At 41.1% G+C, this 26,321-nt stretch carries 18 protein-coding genes and 1 pseudogene; 3 read left to right on the forward strand and 16 right to left on the reverse strand.

Features of this window, described 5'->3' with window-relative positions; all coding sequences use genetic code 11:
- Nucleotides 1–51: 51 nt before the first annotated feature.
- The 6 genes from MKL38_RS00790 to MKL38_RS00815 all read right to left on the reverse strand — a co-directional run bounded on the left by MKL38_RS00790 (nt 52) and on the right by MKL38_RS00815 (nt 10,438).
- Nucleotides 52–2,325 (reverse strand): molybdopterin-dependent oxidoreductase, encoded by a 2,274-nt coding sequence (locus tag MKL38_RS00790; RefSeq protein ID WP_270902219.1) that lies wholly within the window; start codon nt 2,323–2,325, stop codon nt 52–54.
- Between the two features lie 151 nt (nt 2,326–2,476).
- The gene (gene mobA / locus MKL38_RS00795; RefSeq protein WP_005039948.1) at nt 2,477–3,106 is read right to left on the reverse strand and encodes a molybdenum cofactor guanylyltransferase; all 630 of its coding nucleotides are present in this window, start codon (nt 3,104–3,106) and stop codon (nt 2,477–2,479) included.
- Nucleotides 3,103–5,883 carry a nitrate reductase gene (locus MKL38_RS00800; RefSeq protein WP_270902220.1) on the reverse strand — a complete coding sequence of 927 codons (2,781 nt, stop codon included), beginning with the start codon at nt 5,881–5,883 and terminating at the stop codon, nt 3,103–3,105. The genes mobA and MKL38_RS00800 overlap by 4 nt, the downstream gene beginning before the upstream one ends.
- A gap of 18 nt (nt 5,884–5,901) precedes the next feature.
- A complete protein-coding gene (nirD, locus tag MKL38_RS00805) occupies nt 5,902–7,524 on the reverse strand; it encodes a nitrite reductase small subunit NirD (protein ID WP_005046594.1) in 1,623 nt (540 codons plus the stop codon).
- Nucleotides 7,525–7,538: 14 nt separating this feature from the next.
- The gene (gene nirB / locus MKL38_RS00810; RefSeq protein WP_270902221.1) at nt 7,539–10,085 is read right to left on the reverse strand and encodes a nitrite reductase large subunit NirB; all 2,547 of its coding nucleotides are present in this window, start codon (nt 10,083–10,085) and stop codon (nt 7,539–7,541) included.
- Nucleotides 10,086–10,096: 11 nt separating this feature from the next.
- Nucleotides 10,097–10,438: a hypothetical protein gene (locus tag MKL38_RS00815; protein ID WP_132069403.1), complete on the reverse strand. Its 342-nt coding sequence runs from the start codon at nt 10,436–10,438 to the stop codon at nt 10,097–10,099.
- A gap of 386 nt (nt 10,439–10,824) precedes the next feature.
- Here MKL38_RS00815 and MKL38_RS00820 point away from each other — a divergent pair, with 386 nt between their 5' ends.
- Entirely contained in the window at nt 10,825–11,415 is a 591-nt protein-coding gene (locus tag MKL38_RS00820) for an ANTAR domain-containing response regulator (RefSeq protein WP_003652246.1), read from the forward strand.
- Entirely contained in the window at nt 11,416–12,438 is a 1,023-nt protein-coding gene (locus MKL38_RS00825) for an ABC transporter substrate-binding protein (RefSeq protein ID WP_270902222.1), read from the forward strand.
- On the opposite strand, the gene MKL38_RS00830 is transcribed toward MKL38_RS00825, so the two are convergent.
- A complete protein-coding gene (locus MKL38_RS00830) occupies nt 12,435–12,554 on the reverse strand; it encodes a hypothetical protein (protein ID WP_080632082.1) in 120 nt (39 codons plus the stop codon). The two genes, MKL38_RS00825 and MKL38_RS00830, sit on opposite strands and share 4 nt — an antisense overlap.
- Before the next feature lie 338 nt (nt 12,555–12,892).
- Nucleotides 12,893–13,093, reverse strand: a pseudogene (locus MKL38_RS00835) (hypothetical protein); the annotation flags it as partial.
- Between the two features lie 130 nt (nt 13,094–13,223).
- Here MKL38_RS00835 and MKL38_RS00840 point away from each other — a divergent pair.
- Nucleotides 13,224–15,410, forward strand: a complete 2,187-nt coding sequence (locus MKL38_RS00840; RefSeq protein ID WP_270902223.1) for a TonB-dependent receptor — start codon at nt 13,224–13,226, stop codon at nt 15,408–15,410.
- Nucleotides 15,411–15,780: 370 nt separating this feature from the next.
- On the opposite strand, the gene MKL38_RS00845 is transcribed toward MKL38_RS00840, so the two are convergent.
- Genes MKL38_RS00845 through MKL38_RS00880 form a run of 8 tightly spaced genes read right to left on the reverse strand, consistent with a single transcriptional unit; the run spans nt 15,781 to nt 26,311 of the window.
- A complete protein-coding gene (locus MKL38_RS00845; RefSeq protein ID WP_270902224.1) occupies nt 15,781–16,404 on the reverse strand; it encodes a GNAT family N-acetyltransferase in 624 nt (207 codons plus the stop codon).
- A gap of 21 nt (nt 16,405–16,425) precedes the next feature.
- The gene (locus MKL38_RS00850) at nt 16,426–17,052 is read right to left on the reverse strand and encodes an RraA family protein (protein ID WP_270902225.1); all 627 of its coding nucleotides are present in this window, start codon (nt 17,050–17,052) and stop codon (nt 16,426–16,428) included.
- The gene (locus MKL38_RS00855) at nt 17,037–17,915 is read right to left on the reverse strand and encodes a (2Fe-2S)-binding protein (RefSeq protein ID WP_333724263.1); all 879 of its coding nucleotides are present in this window, start codon (nt 17,913–17,915) and stop codon (nt 17,037–17,039) included. Before MKL38_RS00855 ends, MKL38_RS00850 begins: the two co-directional genes overlap by 16 nt.
- A complete protein-coding gene (locus MKL38_RS00860; protein WP_270902227.1) occupies nt 17,893–19,803 on the reverse strand; it encodes an IucA/IucC family protein in 1,911 nt (636 codons plus the stop codon). The genes MKL38_RS00855 and MKL38_RS00860 overlap by 23 nt, the downstream gene beginning before the upstream one ends.
- Nucleotides 19,804–19,816: 13 nt before the next feature.
- Entirely contained in the window at nt 19,817–21,652 is a 1,836-nt protein-coding gene (locus MKL38_RS00865) for an IucA/IucC family protein (RefSeq protein WP_270902228.1), read from the reverse strand.
- A gap of 11 nt (nt 21,653–21,663) precedes the next feature.
- A complete protein-coding gene (locus MKL38_RS00870; protein WP_017392190.1) occupies nt 21,664–23,115 on the reverse strand; it encodes a DHA2 family efflux MFS transporter permease subunit in 1,452 nt (483 codons plus the stop codon).
- A gap of 15 nt (nt 23,116–23,130) precedes the next feature.
- On the reverse strand, nt 23,131–24,528 hold the full coding sequence (locus tag MKL38_RS00875; protein ID WP_205469043.1) for a lysine N(6)-hydroxylase/L-ornithine N(5)-oxygenase family protein: 1,398 nt from the start codon (nt 24,526–24,528) through the stop codon (nt 23,131–23,133).
- Nucleotides 24,521–26,311 (reverse strand): IucA/IucC family protein, encoded by a 1,791-nt coding sequence (locus MKL38_RS00880; RefSeq protein ID WP_005039918.1) that lies wholly within the window; start codon nt 26,309–26,311, stop codon nt 24,521–24,523. Before MKL38_RS00880 ends, MKL38_RS00875 begins: the two co-directional genes overlap by 8 nt.
- Nucleotides 26,312–26,321: the final 10 nt, after the last annotated feature.

A 26,321-nucleotide genomic window follows, 5' to 3' on the forward strand; every position in this document is an offset into this window, starting at 1 on the left:
AACTGTATAAATTTAGTGCGACTTCAATCTCTTATATGCCCTACATTATTTCTAGCATTTTTCTAGACGGATGGGTACATATTTATGGTATGGCGTTTTAGATAAAGGATCACAATGTTCACCAGACACCAGAAGATTTAATTGTGGCCCTATTGGCTCTCCACCTTGAAAACGCATGCCATAGCCATGTGGAAGTGACACAACACCTTTTCGCATACCCTCATCAAAATCTACGGTTACCTGAATTTCTCCGTGTTGTGAGATACATTTGAGTTGATCTCCTACTGCTACATTCAAGTTTGTTGCGTCTTCAGGATGAATTCGCAAAGCTCCTTCTGCATCTACTTTTCGCCATGCAGGGTCACGGTAAATCTGATTAGCGTTATAACTACGGCGCTCCCCCGACAAAAGTATGAAAGGAAACTCTTCAATACTAAATTGATGATTTTTTAAATTTGCTAACTCACTTAACATTTCAGGAATAGCCAGACGTATTTTTTTGTCTTTATATGCAACGAGCTTCCAAACTTCTTCATATTCATGTTGTGATAACACTACACCTGAACGCTGATTTAAAATTTGCTCAAACAGACGAACACCTAACGTTAAAGGATTACCTTTGTAACCTGCACGGCGCACAGCTTTCGCATGTAAAACCGAATATTGAATAGACAGTGGTAATAAAAATGCCGTTGACGCCGCCGAATTTTCTAAATGTTTACCTAACGTCCGATAGAGAATTGAAGCTGCAAAAGGAATGTATTTTTTATGTCGAGCAAAAGTTAAACCTAAAGCCGACAGATAAGGTAAATAGGCTGTTTTTTTCGAGTCGACCGCGGCTATTTTTTCTAACACTGGAAAGCTTTTAGGAATGACCTTCATGGCTTCAAGTAATCGTGTATAAATTTCTGCTTCGGGTAACGTATTGCCCTGGGCAGTGAATACCGGATGTCTCAGGTGAAAACCGTTTTTAGGAAACTCAAGATTAAACCCAGTAAATTCCCATTTTTCAAACTGATTATGTGCCGGCAAAATATAATCTGCAAACCTAGCTGTTTCCGTCATGGCAACATCGACCACAACCAACAAATCTAATGCTTTAAATGCTTTTTCGTATGCAGGTGTATCAGGATAGGTTAATAAAGGATTACAGCTATCAACAAAAACTGCGCGAATTCGTTTTTCGCCTGCTTTTAATATTTCATCGGGCAAAATATTGGGTGGGAAAAAACCTGAGATCGGAAACATTTTATGGTAAACACTACGTCGATATTTCGATTTTCTTTCATCGGTATCACTTAAAATTGGAATAAACATGGTGTGTAAATTATTTGTGCCTTGTTTTCCAAAGTTTCCAGTCAATAAATACAGTAGTTTTTCTAAATATCCGTTTAATGTCGTATTTAAAGTATGCTGAATACCTAAATCGATGCGCACACAACCTCTTTTAGCCTTCGCAAAATCTCGAACCACTTGATAAATCAAATCGACTGGTACATCAGCTTTTGCAATATATTCTTCAATCGGGACGCGGCTAAAAGTTGTTTTTACCTCTTCAAACCCTTGTGTATGCTGTTCAATGAACTTCACATCATAAAGTTGTTCTTTAATAATAATGGCAATCATGGCCGACATTAAAAAAGCATCTGTTCCAGGTTTTAACTGCACATGAATATCTGCTTGTTTTGCCGTTTCGGTAACGCGCGGATCAAATACCACCATGGTACGATTGGGCTCTTTTTTAATATGCTTTAGCGTGTCTCGTGCATTTGGAATCCCATGTGCCTGAAACGGATTTGTACCAATAAAAAGAACATAATCTGCGTATTCAACATCTTCTGTCGTATGGCAGGCCTGACTTCCAAATAAACGTCCATTCAGCCAAAAATCACCCGTTTTTTCTTGGGCAAGAGAGTTGTAAGCATAATAACTTTTCATGGCTAGCAAAAGTTGACGCCCGTAAGCTGCACCAAGATGATTACCTTGACCGCCCCCTCCTACAGAAGCAAAAGCGGTCCCGCCAAAATTATCTCTAATCTGGACTAATCGATTAGCAATTTCGTGTATAGCATTATCCCAACTAATTTCTTGAAATGAACCATCTGGTTGACGTTTTAACGGCGTAGTCAAACGGTCCGCATGCTGCTGATAATGCTGTAATCTTGCGGCTTTTTGACAAATGTAGCCTTGTGAAAATGGATGCTCAGGATTACCTTTAATTTTGACAAATTGATTATCTTTAATTTCGACACTTAACCCGCAATTTCTTGAACACAAAATACATGCGGTAACATCCGTTTTGTTTTCCTTTAGCGCTTCTACCATTTCGATTGACTCCCTTTATTTTTATGCATATGGATAGAACTAAAATAACAAGTTCCAAAATAGAACTTATATAATAAATAGTCAACGGCACAAAGATTAAAAACGTTTTTTGCACGACCAATGTAAGGTTAAAAGCTATTCAAATACATCGTTAATTTGCTGTAAAAATTTCTTTAAATGCGGTGATTTGTTTGTATTGCTGAAGCTCATCTAGAGAATTGATGCTATGAAAAAATAAATTTTGTTTTTGAAATATGGCGACTTGTGCATGTAAAAGCTTAAAGCACTCTTTCAAACTTAAGCGTTGTTTTTCAATTTGCTCTGTTATCGTGATTAGGCTTTCACGCTTTAACAAGCAAAATGGGTATAAGGCATCTCCATTAATTGACACATAAGCTGCTTGCGCTTGTTTGTTTTTCCGAAGTGCACTATGCAATTTCGCAACGACTTGCGTTGGTATATAGGTCACATCACAAGGAATAAACAAAACATAGTCTGCTTCTACATTTGACCATGCGCTTTTCATACCCATCAATGGGCCTAAAAAGCCTGAAGCATCATCTTGAAAATATTTAATATCTGGCACAATACTTTGATAGATGGAGTAGTCGCGATGACTATTCACCCAAAGTTCAGATACCGATGATTTTAATTTCTGATGAATTTTAAGAAGTTGGGGTTCACCATCAAATTGCTGCAACAGCTTATTTAAACCGTTCATACGGCGGGCTTGTCCACCCGCCAGAATGACCAGATCAGTTACGGGATATCCCTTATTCACACTTCCACCTCCTGTTGGCAAGCTTTAATCAAGCCACGGATTTCAGGTAAACATGAACCACAGTTTCCACCGGCTTTTAAACAAGCAGTAACCTGTTTTTCATGGGTAATGTTTTGTGTTTTTATCGCTTCAATAATTTTATTCTTACCTACTTTAAAACAACTACACACTAAAGGCCCATCATTATTAGTAGCCGACATTGGCATGCCAGCCAGTAACGCTTTTCGGTGCAAGGCACTTAAACGTTCGCGTTTAAACAGACTAGCCACCCAATCACGGTCTGGCAATAAATCTGGCGGTGCAATATATAAGCTTGCAATTACGATGCCATCTTTCAAAATAACGCTATGGCTCAGTTGTGAAGAGATATCTTCAATACTTAACCATTCAAAAGTTTCATCGGCAAATGGCAAGAAATTTTTCAGGTTCTTTTGAGTATCATGAAAAGTTTGGCGGTCTGCAAGCTCATAACGGTTGGTTTTAACCATTTTGACCTTAGTCCACCATGCACAGTGATGTAGCGATTGTTGGATATGCGAATCATATCCTTCACGAACATAGAGTACGCCTTGCCAAGTGGTATAGAACGGCTGAATGGTGACAGGCGTATGTTTAAACTCAGGTTCACCAGAAATTGCATCAACTTCTGGGTTAACGACTTTACCAATACGAGCGTCGGAGGCAACTTGTTCAGTCCAGTGAATCGGTGCAAAAATTTGCCCACGACGTACACCTGATGAGAATGTCACACGCAATACACAACTGCCCCACTTTGAACGAACTTCAACCAAACCTTGATCACGTACACCAAACTTTAGCGCATCGCTCGGATGAATCTCACAGAACGGTTCTGCGCGGTGACTAGTTAAGTTTGCTGACAAACCCGTACGGGTCATAGTATGCCACTGATCACGAATACGGCCAGTGTTCAAAATGAGGGGATAGTCTTCTGAAACTGCATGAACCGGATCAATTGCGACCGTTGGTATTAGTTTTGCCTTCGCATTTTTATAGCTAAATTGGCCCTTGCCAAACAGTTGCTGAACGGCTTTAGCATCTTGGGTTTTATCCCACACTGGCCATTGTAGAGGTTGCAGAGCATCGTACTCAGCAGCATTTAAGTTCATCAAACCTTTAAGGTTGAAATAACGAAAAATACTACTTTCTTCACGCGCATCTATATCTACATTATCTTGTGCAGATAGTGCCGCATGCTCATTAAAGATGTCACTAGGGCCCGCAAAGTCAAAACCATTAAAGCGTAATTTTTTCGCAACTTGGCTCACTGACCACCAGTCTGCTTTTGCTTTACCTGGAGCAGGCAGGAAAGCACGCTGACGAGAGATACGGCGTTCAGAGTTAGTTACAGTACCGTCTTTTTCTCCCCAACCTAAAGCAGGAAGTAAAATATCAGCATATGCTGTCGTATCTGTATCTGCACAAATATCTGACACCACGACCAGCTCGCATTTTTCTAATGCACGTTTGACTTGGTCTGCATCTGGCAAACTCACAACTGGATTAGTTGCCATAATCCAGATTGCTTTAATTTTTCCTGATTCAACAGCACGGAACAAATCAACTGCTTTTAAACCCGCTTGATTAGCAATGAATGGGCTATCCCAAAAGGTTTGCACGACTTTTTGATGCAGTGGGTTATCTAAGTCCATGTGAGCTGCTAGCATATTTGCCAAGCCACCTACTTCTCGGCCACCCATCGCATTGGGTTGCCCTGTCATTGAAAACGGTGCTGCACCCAGTTTGCCAATTTTTCCAGTGAGTAAATGACAGTTAATAATACTATTGGCTTTATTTACACCCTGAGTGGATTGATTCACACCCATTGAAAATAGGGTTACCACTTTTTCTGTCTGAGCGAATTTCTCAAAGAACTGCTGTAACTTATCTAGTGCAATTCCTGTCCGCTTTGCCACATACTCCATATCAGTTTCTGGCTGACTGCTCGCCAAAACTTCTCGTAGGCCTTCGGTATAGGTATCTACAAACGCCTGATCGGCATGACCATTTTGATATAAGTATTGAAATAAACCATTAAACAAGGCGACATCTTGGCCCGGTAAAATCGGCAAATGTAAATCGGCTTGTTCACAGGTACTGGTAAAGCGTGGGTCAATCACCACCACAAACATATCTGGATTTTGGCTCTTTGCCTGCATAATCCGTTGATAAAGTACCGGATGACACCATGCAGTATTGGAACCCACCAATACCACCATGTCTGCGTGTTCAAAATCTTCATAGCTTGCTGGTACAAGATCTTCACCAAAGCTACGTTTGTGTCCAGCCACCGCTGATGACATACAAAGACGTGAGTTAGTATCGATGTTGGCTGTACCTAAGTAACCTTTTACAAATTTGTTAACGACATAATAGTCTTCAGTAAGCAATTGTCCTGAAACATAAAAAGCGATGCTGTCACGACCATATTGATCGATACACGACTGAAACTTATCGGCAATCTTATCGATTGCATCGTCCCATGTAGTTACAGTCCGATGAGACTTACGTCCCATCATTGGCTGTAAAACACGTGTTTCTAATCCCAAAGTATCCGCAAGACGGCTACCTTTAATGCATAAGCGTCCAAAGTTGGAAGGATGCTCTGCATCCCCCTCAACTTGAACCACAGGCCCTTGAGGTTTTTGTTGAACGTGTACACTGACACCGCAACCAACACCACAATATGGACATGTTGTTTTAGTTGTTTTTGCCACATGATCGGAGCTATCGATTTCAACGCTTGGAATACTGTTCATAACTGCTCCTTTCCCTATTTAGCCTGCATTTTTTAATGCAAAATCTCGACCAAATAACAGTTTATTTCTGAATGAAGAAACAGGGGTTTGATCTGCAATTAACTCTGCATACCACATGCCATCTTCAGTATCACCAAACAATACTGCACCAATTACCCGATCGCTTTGAATGATAATGCGTTTGTAAATCTGGCGTTTTTCATCGTTCAGGATAATATCTTCATAATCATCTTTCGGTTCAAAATTGCCCGCAGAGAATACATCGACACCACTGACTTTTAACTGGGTCGGTACAGTCGGTGCCTTAAAGGTCAAACTACCATGCTCAGCCAAGTGCGTCGCACAGATAAAAGCTTGGCCCCATAATGGCTCAACCAGACCAAATGTTTGCCCACGGTGTTCAATACACTCCCCCACAGCATAAATACTTGGGTCAAAGGTTTGCATAGTGTCATTCACCAATACGCCACGGTTACAGCGTAAACCTGCACTTTGTGCCAAGCTAATATTTGGTCGGATACCAACTGCAAAGACCACAAGGTCTGCATCTAAAACAGTACCGTCTTTTAGTCGAATCTGTTTTACATGACCATTTTCATCACCCACCAATGCTTCTGTATTGGCTTCGGTAATAATGTTAATACCTTTTTGTTCAATGCTATGACGTAGTAACTGACTCGCACGGCCGTCGAGTTGACGCTCCATAATGCGGTCCATTAAATGCAATACGGTCACATTCATACCGCGTTGCTTTAAACCGTAAGCTGCTTCCAAACCAAGTAAGCCACCACCAATCACTACTGCATTGGTTTTTGAACCGCAGTACTCAATCATGGTGTTAACGTCATAAATATCACGGAAGGTTAAAACACCTTTTAAATCGACACCTTGAACTGGAGGAATAAATGGCGCAGAACCGGTTGCCAAGATCAAACGGTCATAATCAACTGTTTGTTCCTTTTCGGTGTAAACCACTTTACGTGGGCGATCAATTTTTACAGCTTTGTCGCCTGCAATAAATTTGATGCCTTTGTCGCTATACCACTTTGGCGGGTGCAGCATAATGTCTTCAATGGTTTTTTCACCCGATAAAACCGGAGATAACATAATACGGTTGTAGTTACCCCAAGGTTCTTCACCAATCACCGTGACTTCATAACGATCTGGCGCCATGTCGAGTAAATCTTCTAGGCAACGCATACCTGCTAAGCCATTACCAATCAGTACCAGTTTAAGTTTGTCTTGAGACACACCTGTATTGGTAATATAAGTTTTTTGTGGCACGGGGTTGATCAAAACACGACCATCAACAATTTTGCTTGGATAAACTGAAAGTTTCTGGTCTTTATCTTCTAAACAGCGACCAGTAGCCAAACTAAAGTGTTGTTTATAAATTGGTGATGCGATCACACGCTCGCCTTGTAAATCACCAATAATGCCGCGGCTCATGACATTTGCTTGGCTAAACGGATCTTTATTGCTTAACACATAAACGCGTTTTTCATGTCCAACTCTGAAGATTGCAACTGCTTGATCACCTACTAACGCGCCTGCGCCAGTGTTTGGGGTTAAATCATCTAGTGCACACACATCAATCCATTCGCCATCAGGAAGCATATTTTTGTCTTGTACAATATTCATAGAAATTCTCCTGCTTATGCTTCAACCATTGGAATACGGTCTTCTGAACGCTCAACGTCTGTTAATGGTCGGATTTGGCCACGTTCAGTCGTAAATTGAATGTGTGGATCGGCCTGTTCATTTGCACTTGCATTGATATAAGTTTGGAAGCGTTTACGAACTTCAGGATTTTCTACCGCAGTACGCCATTCATCTTGATATGTACCAATCACATGTTCCATACGGCGCTCAAGCTCAGCAGCCAACCCAAGAGAATCATCAACCACCACAGATTTAAGGTAGTCCAAACCACCTTCCATGTTGTCGCGCCATACGCTGGTACGTTGTAAACGGTCTGCGGTTTGGATGTAGAACATATAGAAACGATCGATATAACGAATCAATGTTTCTTTATCGAGGTCAGATGCAAGCAATTCTGCATGACGCGGTTTCATACCCCCATTACCACACACGTAAAGGTTCCAGCCTTTTTCAGTCGCGATAATACCCACGTCTTTACCTTGCGCTTCCGCACACTCACGTGTACAGCCAGACACCGCCATTTTTAATTTATGTGGTGAACGTAAACCTTTGTAGCGGTTTTCTAGTTCAATCGCTAAACCAACTGAGTTGTCTACACCATAACGACACCAAGTACTACCGACACAAGATTTCACGGTACGTAATGACTTACCGTATGCATGACCCGATTCAAAACCAGCAGCATTCAATTCTTCCCAAATGAATGGAAGCTCATGAACTTGTGCACCGAACATATCGACACGTTGACCACCAGTGATTTTGGTATAGAGGTTATATTTCTTGGCAATTTGACCAATGGCAATTAAACCATCCGGAGTCACTTCACCGCCAGCCATACGTGGTACGACCGAGTAAGAACCATCTTTTTGGATGTTACCCAAGTAGTAGTCGTTACTGTCTTGCAGACCGGCATGACTTGGTTCAAGTACGAAGTCATTCCAGCAAGATGCCAAAATATTTGCAGCAGCAGGTTTACAGATATCACACCCTAAACCATGACCATGTTGATCAATCAAATCATCAAATGTTTTGATTTCATTAACACGAACCAAGTGATACAACTCTTGACGTGAGTACGGGAAGTGTTCGCAAATGTGGTTGTTAACGGTCACACCTTGACGTTGCAACTCAGATTTCAATACTTGAGTCACTAATGGTGCACAACCACCACATGCAGTTGCTGCTTTGGTGCATTTCTTCAGTGCACCTAAAGAAGTCGAGCCATCGCTAATTGCTTGGCAAATGTCCGCTTTCGATACGTTGTTACATGAACAGATCGTTGCGCTATCTGGAAGTAAATCTACACCGCTACCACCAGATTTACCTGCTGATTGCTCAAAGCCCGGCATGATTAAACTTTCAGGTACTTCCGGTAAATCCAGACCGTTTAACATCATTTGTAAAAGGTCGTTATATTCTTTGGCATCGCCCACTAAAACTGCACCAAGCAATTTAGTTTTGTCTGCATTTACAACAATCTTTTTATAAACCAGTGCATGCTCATCTGTATAGAAGTAGCTTAATGCACCCGGAGTCATTGCATGTGCGTCACCTACAGATGCAACATCAACACCCATCAATTTCAACTTGGTGCTCATGTCCGCACCAGCAAAAGAATTACACTCTTCATCTAGCACATGTTTAGCTGCAATACGTGCCATGTCATAGCCCGGTGCAACCAAACCGTAGATTTTGTTTTGCCAAAGTGCACATTCACCAATTGCGTAAATGTTGCTATCTGAAGTTTGGCAGTAATCATTAATCACGATACCGCCACGCTCACCAATCGCCAGACCACTATTACGTGCTAACTCATCACGTGGGCGAATGCCTGCCGAGAATAAAATGATATCTGCTTCAAGTTCACTACCATCAGCAAACTTCATGACATGCGTTGTGCTATCACCGCATTCAATGCATTGAGTGGCTTTTTGCGTGTGAACTTTTACACCTAAATCTTCAATTTTACGGCGTAGAACTTTACCACCCAAGTCATCAATTTGAACTGCCATCAAACGTGGAGCAAACTCAACAACATGTGTCTCTAAATCTAGGTCACGTAATGCTTTGGCTGCCTCAAGACCGAGCAAACCACCGCCAATCACCACACCAGTTTTAGCGTTCAAGCTCGCTGCACGGATGGCATCTAAGTCTTCAATGGTACGGTAAACAAAGCAGTTTTCACGGTCATTACCCGAAATTGGAGGAACGAATGCATACGAACCTGTTGCCAACACCAATTTGTCATAGCTAATCACATCGCCATGATTGGTTGTTATTGTTTGTGCAGCAGTATCAATTGCAGTTGCTTTTGTATTTAAACGCAGGTCTATGCCATGAGCATCAGCAAAGTCAAAACGAGCTAAAGATAAATCTTTTGCCGATTTCCCCGAAAAATATTCAGTCAAATGTACGCGGTCATACGCGATACGAGGTTCTTCCGCGAGGATAGTGATTTCCAGTTCATCATCTGCTTTTTCTAAAATGGCTTCGATGAATTTGTGGCCCACCATACCATGACCAATCATTACCAATTTCATAGTGTTTCTCCTCAAATCACGTTGCTTTTAAGCTGCGTTATTGCGTTCTCAAATAGACGTTGTTCTTTTGCTTTGTGCTCTACCGAGAAGCGAATCAACATCACGAAGCATGTAGCTGCTTGAAACCAATTTTTTTCACTCGTTGACAACGCCCAATGCACAGCAAAGTCATAAAAAGAAATAAAAAAAGCGAGCCCCCTCATAGAGAAGGCTCGCATCGCTGGAACTGAAAATTTAAATAATTCAGATGTAACTTTTTTATGCAATAAAAATAAAGACATGACCTTCACTCCGACTGAACGTAACTTCTTTGTGTGTACGGTTGCACTCACAAACTCGATCAGAACGGACATCGTTGGCCGTCTTTAAAACTCATGGTCGTCTTCGACCTGTAATTAAGTAAGCACTTTGCATGCCAATATTTTAAAAACTTAATAAGATAATATTTTTTATCTTTAATTTCATATAGATAATTACTTTTAATGTGCACATAAAGAATTACGTCTTATTTTGCGTGCTCTATCACTGCACACTTATATGGTTTAAATAAAAATACGCCTTGCTACAAAATGAATCGTATTTTTGCACCAAGATTGATCAGACCCATGCTTTGGCATGCTAAAGTGCCATTAAAGCTTGATTTTTTCTTTAGTTTTCGATGGCACTAATCTTGCTTAAAAAACTGATAACAAAAAACGCGTCGAATTGGCGCATTTTCTTAGCCTGATTTTCTGAACTTATGCCAAAACTCAAAATAGCCCTTATTGATGATGATCATGCGCGAGCCGACTATATAAGAAAAAGTCTGCTTGAAAATGATTTTGAAGTGGTCGCTTGCCTTACTTTGGACCACTTGAATATCTTTCGCCTCGAACATTTACAAGCTGATGTGATCTTGCTTGATATGGACCATCCTCACCGTGACATTATTGAAAGCTGTGTCAGTAGCTATGACCTTCCTACCGTTCTGTTCACGAAAAATTCAGATAAAGACACAATCAAACAAGCCATAGATGCGGGGGTGACTGCTTATATTGTTGATGGCATAGACCCTGCCCGCTTACATACCATTTTAGAAATCTCCATTGAGCAATATAAAAAACACAAAAAGCTCGAAGGAGATTTAAAAGATGCTCAAACTAAACTCGCTGATCGTAAAGATGTTGAAAAAGCCAAAGTTTTACTTATGCAACTCCATGGCCTTCCTGAAGATACAGCATTCCAGCTGCTCAGAAAAAATGCCATGAGCCACCGCATTACGATTGGGGAAATGGCACGGCGTTTACTTGACGCCCAAAAATTACTTGGCAATCAACTAAAGGATGAATAAATGAGCACATTAGAAAAGACTCAATTACAACTCGGCTATATTCCTTTGCTTGATTGTCTTGCACTGCTTTGGGCTAAACAAAGAGGTTTCTTTGACGAAGTAGGGCTCGATGTTACTTTAGTCAAAGAAGCTTCATGGGCAAGTCTTCGCGACCGCCTTGCTTTTGGTTTATTAGATGCAGCCCATTGCTTATCTGCAATGTTACCTGCAGCCGCAGTAGGATCAGATCAGATTGGTACGCCACTGCAAACATCGCTAGTTTTGAGTGAAAATCGTGCATTTATCAGCTTAAGCCAAAAATTAACACATCAACTTAAACTTCAAGAAAATGATACAGCTCAAGTAACGGCGCAAAAAGTGGTGCATTACATTGAACAAGGTCATTCCCTTTCTTTAGCACATGTATTTAAGCACTCCATTCATCATTATTGTTTAAGAGAATGGTTAGCTTTAGCAAACCCTGAACTCGCTCAATCGATTCAGCTCAAAACCTTACCACCACCTTATATGGTCGAAGCACTAGATAAGCATGTGATTGATGGTTTCTGTGTCGGAGAACCTTGGAATACTCAGGGCGAGCTTCTTGGTTTAAGTAAAATGATTTGCTCAAGCCAGAACATTATTCCACCTGTGGCTGACAAGGTTTTAGCCGTAACGCAGGAATGGGCTGAACAGCATCCACAAACGCTGGTTGCACTCACCGCTGCAATTATGAAAGCTCAGCAAGAACTTAGCGAACTAGAAGACTTTGCTCCAATTTTAAAATTATTGGTCGAATTTGGAATTGTTCGTTTTCATTGCTCAGAAGAAGTGCATGTCGACAAATACTATATGATTCAGAATATTGTCCGTCATTTGGTAAAAGAAAGCGCTCTTCCGAAAGTAGAAGACTTTTATTGGCTCTTTCAGCAAATGCAGAAGTGGGATGACCTTCAACTAGACCAAACGCAAATCAACGCACTGGGTCATAAATGCATCAATCTTGCGGCTTATGAACAAGCTAAGCAGCTTAATTTCGTCTAACAGGCCCTATCAATCAACAAAAAAAAGCTGTCTTTTATATAAAAGACAGCTTGAAAGACCCATAAGACAAAATGCGAAACACGCATTACTATACTTTTTGGACTCAATTGATCCATTTAAAATATAGCGCTTATGGACATGATCATATCCATCTAAACGTATCATTTTCAGACATTTTCATATCAATAACTGACACTTGATCAAAATCCCCTCTCTTAATCATTCTTACAATTCAAACTAATAGCCAACATGTGCATTTCGTACTGTTGACGTGGCTGTAAATTATTTGGCTTGTGAATCGTAGTAGTTGCTGAGATTTGGGGAAACTAAACAGCTTTGAACCATGATCATGGCGATACTTACATCCAGTTAAAAATTTGAATTATATCAATAATAAAAAAGCTGGTGATAAGTGAAAATTAAACACTCAGCACCAGCTTTTAGCTAAAATCAATTAATAATTAAAAGTATAACTCAAACCAAAGGTATGCCCTTGTGCCCGCATACTAGACACAGGTGAGAAGGTAATTTCTGACTGCTGGCTATAAACCGTGCGATAGTCTTTATTCCACACGTTATAAATTCCAAAATCCACTCGCCCCTTATAAGCTGGAAAATTCACTAGGGCGTCCATAATCGCATAACCCTGTATTTTTAGGGGGGCTTACCATGTTAAATAACCAATAAAGATTTTATATCCATAATAGTAATGACTACTATTTACATCTGTAATGATAATGAATACTATTTGCATCAATATTAATACTTACTAATTGGGAATAACAATGCGCTTGTCACACTTCAGTCTTTGCTTCCTTACAACAGCAATTTGTACCCATCTTTATGCCGATGGTTCAATTAAAACAACTACTGAATCACAAAATGCTGAAGCTAAACTTCCGACAATTGTGATAACAGCGACACGTACACCCAAAAGCATTTCTGAAATTGCGGGAACAGTTCAAACCATTTCTGCTGATGAAATTGCGCAACAGGCTGGTCCAGGTCGTAAAGTTGCAGATGTTTTGGCACAACTAATTCCATCTTTAGCACCAAGCAGTGGAACGAGTAGTAATTATGGTCAAACTATGCGTGGACGTAATGTACTGGTGATGATTGATGGCGTATCACAAACGGGCTCACGTGATGTAGCACGTCAGTTGAATAGTATTAGCCCAAATATGATTGATCATATTGAGGTAGTTTCAGGTGCGACCAGTATCTATGGTTCAGGTGCGACTGGCGGAATTATTAATATTATTACCAAACGTGCTGACAAGTCTAAGCCTGTTAGCTTTCAAACAAAATTAGGTGTGACATCGGCCGATAATTTCCGCGGTGATAGTCTGGCTTATCAAGTTGGCCAAACGGCTTCATTTTCAAATGATAAAGTCGACGGTTTTCTTGGCATAGACTATACCAATCGAGGTTCTCAATTTGATGGTAATGGGGATCGTATTTCATTAAGCCCTTGGCAGGGTAGCACTATGGATACCGACACCATTGATGTGAATGGTCGTGTTAACTTTAATTTAACAGATAATCAGACTCTTAGTTTTGGTGCTCAGTATTATAAAGATGAGCAAGATACAGAATATGGACCTGATTATTCTTATTTACTCACAAAAACAGATCCATCCTACAAAGCTGTCAAAGGTTGGAGCTTAGATAATCAGCCGTTTACTGAACGTTATGCTTTTAATACACAGTACCAAAATCAGGATTTCTTAGGTCAAGTTCTGAATGTGGAAGCTTACTATCGAAAGGAGAAGTCACGCTTTGTACCTTATGGTTATTCAGCTGACGGTGTTAGTGTAAAGCAAAGTCAATCAAATGTGGATTATGCAGGTATTCGTTCAACTTTACAGTCTGATCTTGTGGTTGCTGACCGTGATTTAAAACTAACTTATGGCTTAGACTATGACTGGGAAAAAGATCATCAGTGGGCGGACTACTACATACCAAGCAATAATGGTTTAGTTTATACCCCAACTGGAGAAAAACAAGGCTCAGGACCAGATACTGAAATTCAGAATATTGGTACTTTTATACAAGGAGACTATGCAGTAACAGATCAGCTTAATATTCAAGCTGGTGTGCGTTACCAATATGTTCAAGCGGATACAGACAGCTATTTAACTGCACGTAAGCCATATACATTAATGGCTGCAGACTCTACAGATTCAGATAAATTCCTGTTTAACCTAGGTGCTGTCTATAAACTCAATGATGCTCAGCAAGTCTATGCTAACTTTTCACAAGGCTACAGTTATCCAGATGTGCAACGTGTATTACGTGATGTTGCAGCATATACCTTAACTACGTCTGGTATTGCTCCGATCACTGTGAATAGCTATGAACTAGGCTGGCGCTTGAACCAAGATAAAGGTTTAAATTTGGGCCTAACAGGTTTTTATAATACTTCTGATAAAGTCGTTCAATTTAACTCGGATCGTTCTGTAAATGTTGTTGATACCGACCAGCGAATTTATGGGGCTGAAGCAACAGTAAGTTACCCATTCATGGAAAATTATAAGGTAGGTGGGACTTTAGGTTATACAAGAGGCCAGTACAAGGATGGAGCCAATAATTGGCATGAATTAAATGCTTTTGCAGTTTCACCAATGAAAGGTACGTTGTTTGCTGAATGGAATAATGAAGGCTATGGTGTACGTGCTCAAATGCTTGCGATCAAAGGAACTGATAAAGCTTATAAAGACGATCTAGAGTTAAAATCAGCTGGACTGAGTGATAGTAATAGCGCAGCAGAGATTAAAGGTTATACAACCATGGATGTATTAGCACATTTCCCTGTGGCGAAAGGTCGTGTGGACTTTGGTGTCTATAATCTATGGGGAAATCAATATAAAACTGTATTCGCTCAACAAGCAGCAGTAACCAATGCTAACTCATTGTTAGCAATCCCAGCCGAAGGTCGTACTTTTGTGCTAAGTTATACTATAAATTATTAAATTTAGAACTGGGAGAGACTGTTCTAAATTTTCTAAAATTAACATAATACGCCTTATTTTTTAATAAAAAGTCCAACCCTAGTGTCTGGACTTTTTTAATGATTTGTCACGTTTAACGGTTAATTATCAATCAATTTTTCACAATTTCATGTAGCCTCTCTTATTCTATTAGAGAGAAATACAGATATTAAAATTCGACTTTTTTTAACAGTCTGATTTAGGTTTTCCCAAAAAAAACTTGCCCCTCTTTCTTTAATCGATCATGGATTAAGATGGTATGTAAGAGCATATGATTATGAAAAATGATGCTGTATATCAAACTGGTCCTGACTATTTGAGATAAAAAATTAAGTTGTTGATTTATTATATTTTACTGTACTTTCATTTCTGATTCATTTAGTCTATCACGTTGCCGATAACTTCCACAGCGTGAGTAAAATTCATTTCGATAACAATGATATAGAACTGCTGTTTTTTCTAACATCTTTATTTTTTTCTGCGCTTGATAAGCAATATCTTCTGCAATATAGGCATAAGATTTTACATTTTCATCCGGCTCACCCACTATTCTACTGGCAGTTGAATTTTCAAAAATAAAATAACTCATCATGCGCATAACTGCTCTGAAATGCCCTTGCCCAAGCACATGTTTTTCACCAAATAAAATATGCCAGCCCAGATCAGAGTCATCAGCATCATAATAAAGCGCCAGCCGATCACGCTTGGCTTCATATATCTCAAGATAACCAACATCAGTATGTTCAATCGTAATAATAAATAACCGCTGATGATCATCACAAATCATCTTTTCAAAATAAACTGCCAGTTCAAGCTCCGGTTTATTTAGCTGCCACTGGGGAATCACATGAGGTTCATGCATCCATTTATACAATAATGGAAAATCCTGCGGGAGTTGCACAGCCCTTAATCCATAGGCTATTCCTCTTTCCTCGTAATGAAACTCATCCAACAGCTGTGAAGATAATGTCATCATAAATATTTCCTCAATTCAATTTTATGCAGATGCAGTAAAGTGGTAATAATCCTGTGCTGAATGTTCGCTGAAAAACTGGTCCCGTTTCTGCCTTTCTTGGATTTCCATTTGCTGAAACTGCTCGATATGATGGCGGGCAATATCTGGACTCAAAATAAACACACCATCAGCATCTCCAACCATTAAGTCGCCAGGGGAAATACAGGTATCTCCCATCTGTATTTGCTGGTCAAACTCCACCACACACTCTCCCTGCTGACGTGTAGTCAGACAACTGACCGATAAAGCAAAAACGGGGACCTTCATGTTTCTTAAGGCAGTTACATCCGTTACTGCACCCAATATGATTACAGCGGCAAGCTGATGATATATGGCAGCGCGATGTCGCTGTTCTCCCCAGCAGGCGCGATGTTCCAACTGACGTGCATCAATAACCAGTACATCACCCGGTTGGCTGTTCAGCAAAGCCTGACGCAGTGCCATACCATTGACTGAATGCAATGTAGCCGTACGCACTCGCCCCACAGCATGCCCAATTTGGTTAATCGCATGAATCTGTGGTAAATGCCCTTGGTCCAGTACATGACCAATGGTTGAGCTGGCAATACCTGCATAGCTCTGGATTAAATTATTTAACTGGTCTTGCATGAGTATTGACCTCTGTGTTCATCCTGTCTCAGTAATGGACAGCTTGCACAATATTCTTTTTGTGCTTCAGGTAACTGAAAATAAAAGCAGCATTTTTTACGTTGATAGGTCGTGGACGATTGCTGCCGACTCTGATCCAGTAAATAAAATGGGTTCTGTTTTAGGCCCAGATCAGATGCAGGTAAATCTATCAAAAACTGCCGTTGAAACTGGATACGGCTGAGGAAAGCTTGGTTCCCCCCTTTTCTGTTCATCATGTCGTAAAATTGCAGAATTCGTAATGCAGTATTTTCCCACAACAAAAATTTCTGTACTTTCCCTATACGGGTGAGGACATCAAATAACTTTTGCAGGTCATCCAGTATAAATCGCACATATCCTTCAAAAGATTGCTGTTTTCTACTGACCCCATGCTGTAATTGAGGCAGATTAATCAGATGTAGTGTTCTGTCCCAATACCAGTCAGGAGGCAACACTGTGGAAATACAGGATATTTCCCATGGCAAATCAATTTCCTCAGAACTCAGTGCATAAAAATATGGGAATAACAGAGGAACAGCCCAGTATTTAATGAACATGGATGTAGTGCAGGTTAAATTCACTGCACCCACACGGGAACCAAAATCATTTAATGCTGTCAGACATGCAGAGGGATTTAGCAGATCTGTAAAACTCAGTATCTGCTGGCCCTCTACAGGCAGCACATCAAATTGAATATTCAGGCGTTCAGCCAGCAACTGCCTAAGTACTGGCATATCAGATTCTGTCATTTTAAAATCAGACCCAATATTCAATACTGCAATCTTTGACTGCACGCCTGAGTTTTCTCTATTCATGAAATTAAACAACACTCCTGAATACATTCGGCACTGTTCCCATACTGCTTGGCATACTTCCCACCCGATTATCTTGCTCAAGTAGCGGACGGATCAGCTGCTTATATGGCCACAACTCACTATCAAACAGGATATGCTTTAATTCAGCGCGGGCCGTATCCGTAAATGGCACATCATCCAGCGCTTGCTGTAACTGCTGAGCCAATACGCGCCATAAATCAGCCGAGTCAACCTGATAGAACTCTGCAACAGTTTCCAAGATACTGGCCAGATTGACCTGTATACCGAGTGTCTGCAGATAGAGAATCAAACTTTTCACGCTGTCGTGATACAACGTAATACGAAAATCATGTGGACTCAGGTACTCAGGATCAGGCAGGCCCTGCTGCTGCATCCACGGCTGATAAATACGGACAGAATCATGGTCGCGGAGCATGAAACCAGCGAACTGCCCCTGTTCCAGTACAATACAAATATTTTGACCATGAATTTCGCCCATCAGACCAAGACGGAACAGGCGCAAATTTACCTCAAAGAAATCACGGCATAATGCAGCAAAAGTATTGTAGATATGCTGTGGTGTAACAGTTAAATTCTGCCATTTTAGAATCAAATCAAATACACATCCCTGCCCATCCATCAGTTGCCCTAAGCTAGCCATAGGAATAATCTGATAAGGTGCTTGTAACAACTCAGCAGGAATTCTACGGCGCTGTGCAGCGAGATGCATCGGTCGTTCGTTGAACAGCATTAAATTATCTGGCGTTAAATTCTCCTGTTGTTCTGGAAGATAAGCCCACCATTGATTTTCATCGCATAACCACAGACGTCTTTTCAATACCTCATCTTTTTGCTTAGCAAGCTGCAACAGTTGCTGATTCTTTTGCCCATTGATCATTTTTACAATTGGTAAAAAACGCAATGAACCCAGTGATTTAACTGCAAGTGGCAATTTCAGACTATCCTGTGGCTGTGTCGCTGAAAGAAGGCTTCTTAGTGACGAACTGGCGTACCAGCCGCTAGACTGGAACGCTAAGGGGACAATATCCTTATGGCGCAACTCTTCAGAAAATTTGTTGGACAGCACATGCTTGAACTGCCACGCATGTAGGGGAATCGCCAAATAACCATCCCCCAGCGCTTTTTCATCACATTCCTGTTTCAACATCAGGAACTGTTCCGCATTCAGAAAAATACGTGCAGGTTGCTGCCTGCTGATCTCAGTAACATCCTTCCCATAGACCAACTTTTCTTTATTTACTGCAACCCAGTGAACATTCATATCGTGAGCAAATTCAGGACTGAAATACTGATATTCATCGGGACTAAAACCGTCCTTTAATTTGGCCAGAGGATGATAGGGACGATCCCGCAAAGCGGCATACTGTTCCAGCTGTATAAATAAGTCTGCGGGATGCTGCGTTAACCACTCTGAAGAGGACAATTGATGTTGCTGAGACAATTCTGCATGCAGCATTGCCTGTTTTAAATCTGCACGAAAATCTGCCAGTTTTGATGTATCAGCAGAGTTGAAGCACTGTAATTGCTGCATGAAGTCAAATAACTGCAATGCGCTTAGTTTCTGAACATGATAATCCTGTGCTTCGTCCATGCTAAGCTTACAGATCGATGCTCCAACATGCATCTGCCAACGCTGTTTCAAACCCTGTTTCAGCGATAGAATCAAGCACTCAGTCTGCGCAGAATTAAATAAAACTGCAAAATGCTCCCCAGCTGTATAACTGTCGAAAAGTGTTTCAAAGCCATGCTGAAATCTTTGTCTGCATAGGCGTTGAGCCTGATCCTTTGTCAGGATCTCCGATTCTGAAATATATTGCTCAGCAAGTAGACTATTGACCAAATCCATCAATATCTCCTGCCCTGAAACAGCAGGTGAAAATACCATGGTATTCATTCGTTTATCTCCCCTAAACAAGCTGACGGAAATGGAACAGAGGGTTATTGACATAACGCATCTGTACATCACCATCACCGAATAAGCGGCGGCGGGTTAGCGATTCAATACAATATTGCTCTGCAAAGACATCAAACACTGCATAGCGTGACTGGTGTTCAGGATATTGCTGCTGAAAATGATGAATAATATCTGCTGCTTTTTGCCAGAAGACCTGCTCACTAAAGTCAAGCTGCTGTTGTAGTGTTATGGCGATATCACTCAATGCAACAAAGAATAGACAAGCGCAACTAAAATCCCGCACTGCATTTAGGTCATCCGTGAGGATAAATGACATGCGATTAGCTTTCGCATGTTCCGCGGGTAATGCATGCAAGGCCGGAAAAGCTTCTGGATGGGTCAGATGATCAGGACTGAAGCGTACTCCATCATGAAAATCCTTTAAAATGATCCGTACTGGCCAGCCATTACGATGAACCAAAATAATATTCTGACCATGCGATTCAGTTCCAATTCCTTCAGCAAAGAGTAAATATAGAATTGGCTGAATAACCACAGACAGCAATTGCCCAACCCATGCATCCACACCATACTGATCCAGCCAAGGTGCGATCAGTAACTTCCCATCCTGCTGAACATGACCAATTCCATTCAGAGGAATAGCGTCTTCACCAGATTTTAGATACTGCTGAACACTTTCACGCCACAGACTGGCAATAGTTCCATATGCCTGCTTGGCATGTGATGCAGGCAGACGAGTAAAATCCACTGCTGAGGCATGTACTTCACCAAGAATATCAAAATCCAATTTTTGGGCAATTTCACTGTTCTTTTTTAAACCCTGTAGCCAATCTGTAATTAGCGGCCCATTCATTGCTGTATGTGTCGCCAATATCCGTGAACTTGAGGTATTTGTCAGACTCATGGACATTTTGATATAAGGCTTTTCAGGATGTTGTAAATTGGTCAGTGTTCTCAGTGACTGCTGAGCAATATAGGCATATTCCCCTCGTCCCAGATAAACAATCTTCTGTTCAGCAATTTCCTCAAAGAACACATGCACAATAGTATTTTCCCATTGCCATGGATGAACGGGTAACCAAGTATACTCATCTGCATTTTTTTGCTGATCCAAAACCTTTGTAAACTCTTGCTGATCCTGTTCAGTCAACTGCTGCTGCAGAAAATCATCCGCATTTAAATGACTGGATGCGTTATGGGAAAATATGGACTGATGTACTGCAATCCACACCAGATGAATAGGTTGTGCATATTCAACCCCATATTTCAGATTATCCTGCAGATTAAAACCCACTCGGGATTTATAACAAGGATGATAGGGATGGCCATCCATCAAATAGGTTTCCAGCACATCATAACTATATTGTGCTGCTGGTAGTGCATACTCATTCTGGCAGTGCTGAGACTGCACATCATGAATAAAAGTTCGCTTCAATTCACTGATAAAACCATCAATCTGGGCTGCCTGTGGAATACTTCGGATAACCTCATCAATCACTAAATTCAACTGTGCAACCGTTTTCTGACCCTGATAATCTTCACGGATAACATCTGTAGCATTCATGCGTACTAGCCCAAAACTGAGATGTCGCTGTCCTGCAGCTATGTAACGTACCGATTGCCCTTGTGGATTGATCACATTTATATAAAAAACACCATCCTCAAACTGGGCTGGAATCACCTCTTCATAAATCAATGCCTGTAGCAATTGTTTGATCACACGCTGTTCAACTTTTTTCATCGTGGCTTGATCAGGCTGCTGCCAAGCCAAAGTGCTTGCATTCACAGAATGTGTGGTCGTAGAAAGTGCTGGATGTAAATTACCCATTATTTTTACCTTTATTGATTTTGGACCAAAACGTCCGCTTGCTTTTGACTCGGAAACTTCCATGCAGCGGGTAATGCCAACAGCATCACTCCTGCACAGATCAAAAACAGTTCCCGTATTGCATGAATTTGAGCAATTGCGAGTTCTGGTGAATATGAAATATTGTGTGTACGAATTTGCAGATAGAGCGCAGCAATCACGACAGCAATTGCAGCGCAGATCCGCCGCAGTAAGTTATTAACAGCTGCTCCCTGAGTTACCAGTTCCTGATCTTCCAGACTATTTAACCCTGCTGTTGTCGCTGGCATATAGGACAAACCAAATCCCAGCCCATGTAAGATCATACAAAACATCAGGGATATAACATGTGTGCCAGGAATCAATGCCAGACCAGCAAATGCAGCAACAGTCAACAGAAGACCAAAACAGATTAATTGTCGGGCACCATGTTGATCGAGATATTTACCCGCCCATTGACTACATAGACTAGTGGTCAGTGCACTGCTCATCAGAATCAGCCCTGTCCACACTGGACTGAGTTTTAAAGTATTCTGTAACAGTAGTGGGATCAGGAGTAAGGTAATGAACAGTCCGATGGTATGCACAACTGAAATAATGACACTGTAGTTAAAACCCCTATTGGTAAATAGTTGCCAGTCAATTAAAGCATTGGGCTTATTACGACTGAACAAGAAAAAGCCGCAACATGCCGCAATACCTGTACTGAACAACAGCAGAAACTCAGGCGTTTGGATGTCACTCAACTGCTGAATTCCACTCAAGCTGAGCAGCAACGCTACAATACCCACAGCAAGCAGTACAAAACCACTCCAGTCAAAACGCAACAATCTCACATTAGTCTGCTGTGACGGCAACCACCTTAACCCCATCACTAATGCAAAGATCGCCAGCGGAACATTCAATAAAAACAACGCCTGCCAGTTCCACCACACCAAAACCAGTGCACCCAGCATGGGTCCACATGCCAAAGTCAGCATGATCATGGCACCCCATAGCCCTGTAGCAGCACCCCGCTGCGCAGACGGAGTTACCATAAATATAATTCCCAGAGACAATGGGATCATTAATCCACTTGAAAAGCCTTGTAAGGCACGAACCAGCAGTACAGTTTCAAAATGCTCTGCAAAAGCACCATACAGCGAGCTCAAACCAAAGACTATCAGCGCAGTCAGATATACCTGACGTTTACCAAATCGCTGACTCAAATAACCTGTGAGCAATAAACTCAGGCTCATACTCAGCAGAAAAATAACCATCACCCAGCTGACTGCTGTTTCATTAATCTGAAAATCATGCATCAACTGAGGAATAGCGGGGTTAAAACTACTGTTGTTTATACTGACGGTGCCAGTCCCCAACATCACACAGATCATCACCCAACGTTGTAACCCTGAAGATACAGGATTTTCTGTTTGCAACAGTGGTTGTGGCTGTTCAGCCATCTCCTGTCCCCTGTGTTATTTGCTCATGACTTTTAAATACTGATCATCGGTTTTCCCAGAGGGACGCGGCATGACTGTATTTGTTCGGGAATTATTTATCTGGAATTCAGTCGTCAAGGCCTGACTACCCAGCTGAAAATCCTGAAAGCCTTGTTTTCCGTCTACATCAAAATAGTTTTCTTTCAGAATCTGATTGGCAATCCTTGCAGAACGGAATGCACCCAATCCCAGATCTGGAGTACCAACGCCATGGTGTTGGAGACTGGTATTCTGTATATAGATCTCACCATCTCCTTGATACTGCAGTTGATGATGCTCACTAATTTTCCAGCGTTGCTGAGTATCTAATACAATCCCGTCATTTAGCTTATTCAAGAACGTCTGTGCAGGATATTGATAACCCGTTGCTGCAATCACGGTACTTGCTCGGATTTTCAACATCTGCTGTTGCTGAATCTGTAAAAATTCAAGTTGAATATTATTCGGACCATGTAACTGTGCATTCTCCAACTGATAGTTGCCAGCAATAGTCACACAGGTATCCGCTTGTCCAATACTACGGTGATAAAGGCGCTCATAGATTTCCTGAATAGTTCTGCTACTGATGCCCTTGTACAAGTGGGCTTGTGCAGTTGGCAGAGTATCCTTGAGAGCTTCTGGTAAATGGTAGAAATAACGCATGTAATCTGGACTGAAGCTTTCCAGACCCAATGGTGTATTTTCCATGGGTGAAAAACCTGCGGAGCGGGTCAACCAATACAAATGGAATTTAGGCTTGCCTGTTTCTGATGAAATCTGCTGATCAAATAAATCAATAAAGATTTCCGCCGCAGACTGACCAGAACCAATCAGTACCACATTGCCAGAAAGATTATCGGTACACTGCTGTAGATAGCTGGAAGAGTGCAGACAAGATGCGGTTTGTTCTGAAATTGCTTGTAATGGTTTGGGTAATCGCGGCACCGTTCCTACCCCCAATACCAGTTTACGGGTCTGATGAATGGACAATCGCCCACACTGTTCAGCAATCACCTGAAAACCTCCAGAGATTGGAGCAACGTCCACCACTCGCTGACCAAAATGTAGATCATGCAACTGCTGTACGACCCACTGGCAATAATGGTTATATTCCTTGCGTGGAATATACAGATTCTCACGGAAGTAAAATTTATAGAGACGTTGCTGTGCCTTTAAATAGTTCAGAAAGCTATAAGGGCTTGTCGGCTCAACCAGACTAACCAAATCGGCCATAAAAGGGACTTGCAACATCGCACCTGGTAGCTGTAATCCTGCATGCCAGTCAAAATTTTCCCGTTTTTCAAAGAAACAATACTTCAATGAAGCATGCTGATTCACCAACGCAGCAAGACTTAGATTAAAAGGCCCCAGACCAACACCGATGAAATCAAGCATAGTCGGCCTCCTCAATAACTTGTCTAACATAGAGTGGATTTTTTAAATCAACATAGATTGATTGCTGAGAAATATCAGCTTGTAACTCATCCAGCTCATACAGACGTGTCATCATATTGCCTTTATAAGGGAAAGTTTCATGATGTAAAACAGTCTTTAATAAATTGCTTTCAGGATATTTCTGATAGGCCTGCAACAGGTAAGATTGCAGCATTTCAATTAATTGTTGCTCCTGAACGGCGCCAGTCATACCTATGGCATTAATCAGACCGAATAAGGTATTACCAATAAAGTAATAACGGAAACGCTCATCCACCAGTGACAATGGGCACACTGCCTGACCATCTGTTGCCAATGTCGGATAATGTTTCAAAATTTCTGTGGCAAGCTCACGGATATAGTAAAATCCTTGATTATCCCTAAACCATACTGTTTTAGGCATACCCTGTTCCAGTTCAATCAAGGTATTCTGTTGATGTGCTTCAAAAGCCATTCCATATTCATGATACAACTCCATCAATGGTAGAATAGTCATTTCTAGGAAGCGATCAAACCATAGCAAGGCAACTTGTGACTGAGACTGGCCTGTTTGTTTTGAAATATCTGCAAAAATTTCACTGAAACGATTTTTTGCTAATACAGGATGATCTTGACACAATGAAGCAATACAAGTCACATCATCACTGACCTTAAATGGATTTTCACGCAAAATACAGATGGTTTCATCTAGTACCTGATCATCAAATTTCAATGCAATCCAAGCAGGATCACTCAAAGCCTGAAGGTTCGGATTTCGCTGCCTGAATTCACTTAGACAATCATCATGCCACAGCTGATAACTCAACAAACCACGGTGGCATTCCTTGTACAAATTGACCCGAACTGAATTAGTCACAGCCACAGTCATAGATGCCTTGAACATCCAAGGTGATTGCTCACTGTACAGCGTACGTACTGAAGTTGTTGCTTTGACATCCCAGCCTAGCGCGCCAAAATCAATCAATTTCTCTTCATGTAGAAGCTGTTGATACCAGTCCTTATCCTTTAGATAACGTGCCTGCCATGGATGTAAAGGCAACAATGCATATTCAGGAAACTGGGCTATTTTAGCTCGGTGAAACGCATTGAAATATGGTTCTAAATCATGTTTGAACTGTGTAGGAATATCAATTTTATGTGCATTGTCCGAAGCAATATGTTCTGGGTGCACATATAGAAATTGCATTTTGAAGGTATTCTGTGTTTCAGGTGAAAAAATCTTCCAGTCATCCTGTACAAAACCCTGACGGCTTTTAGGTGAAGGATGCATGCTGTGGCCAAGAACCAATGCCTGTTCACTCTGAATAAAATTTTGCTGTTTTGCTATAATCTGATCAAAATCTGGTTCACGATGACTGAGAAATTGCTGCAGTGCTCTGTGACTCTGAATCCAACACTCTAGCAATGAAGATGCATCAAGTTGCTGAGCTTTGGATTGTTCAATTAAATTTTCCAGTAGATTTGACGCAATATTTACAGGGCTAAGTGCCAGATATTGACCTTCCCGCTCGACCCACGGTAAGTCAGCAAAACGGTGTCGCCCCACCTGACTGAAATACTCAATCGGTGCATAAAGAACCCCATTGATTGCGTGTAAAGGGATACTCAGTAAAACTTTACCCTTACCTCTTTCTGTTAAATGAGGGGATTGTTCTGTTAAAGAGAGAAAGCGTCCATGACCTGTTTCTTGTAAATATGAGTTCACTAAATGCTGCAAGGCAATTTTATTTGTGATTGATCTCATCAGGATTACT

It is taken from the genome of Acinetobacter sp. AOR14_HL, from assembly GCF_027855175.1.
Lineage (GTDB): Bacteria > Pseudomonadota > Gammaproteobacteria > Pseudomonadales > Moraxellaceae > Acinetobacter > Acinetobacter calcoaceticus.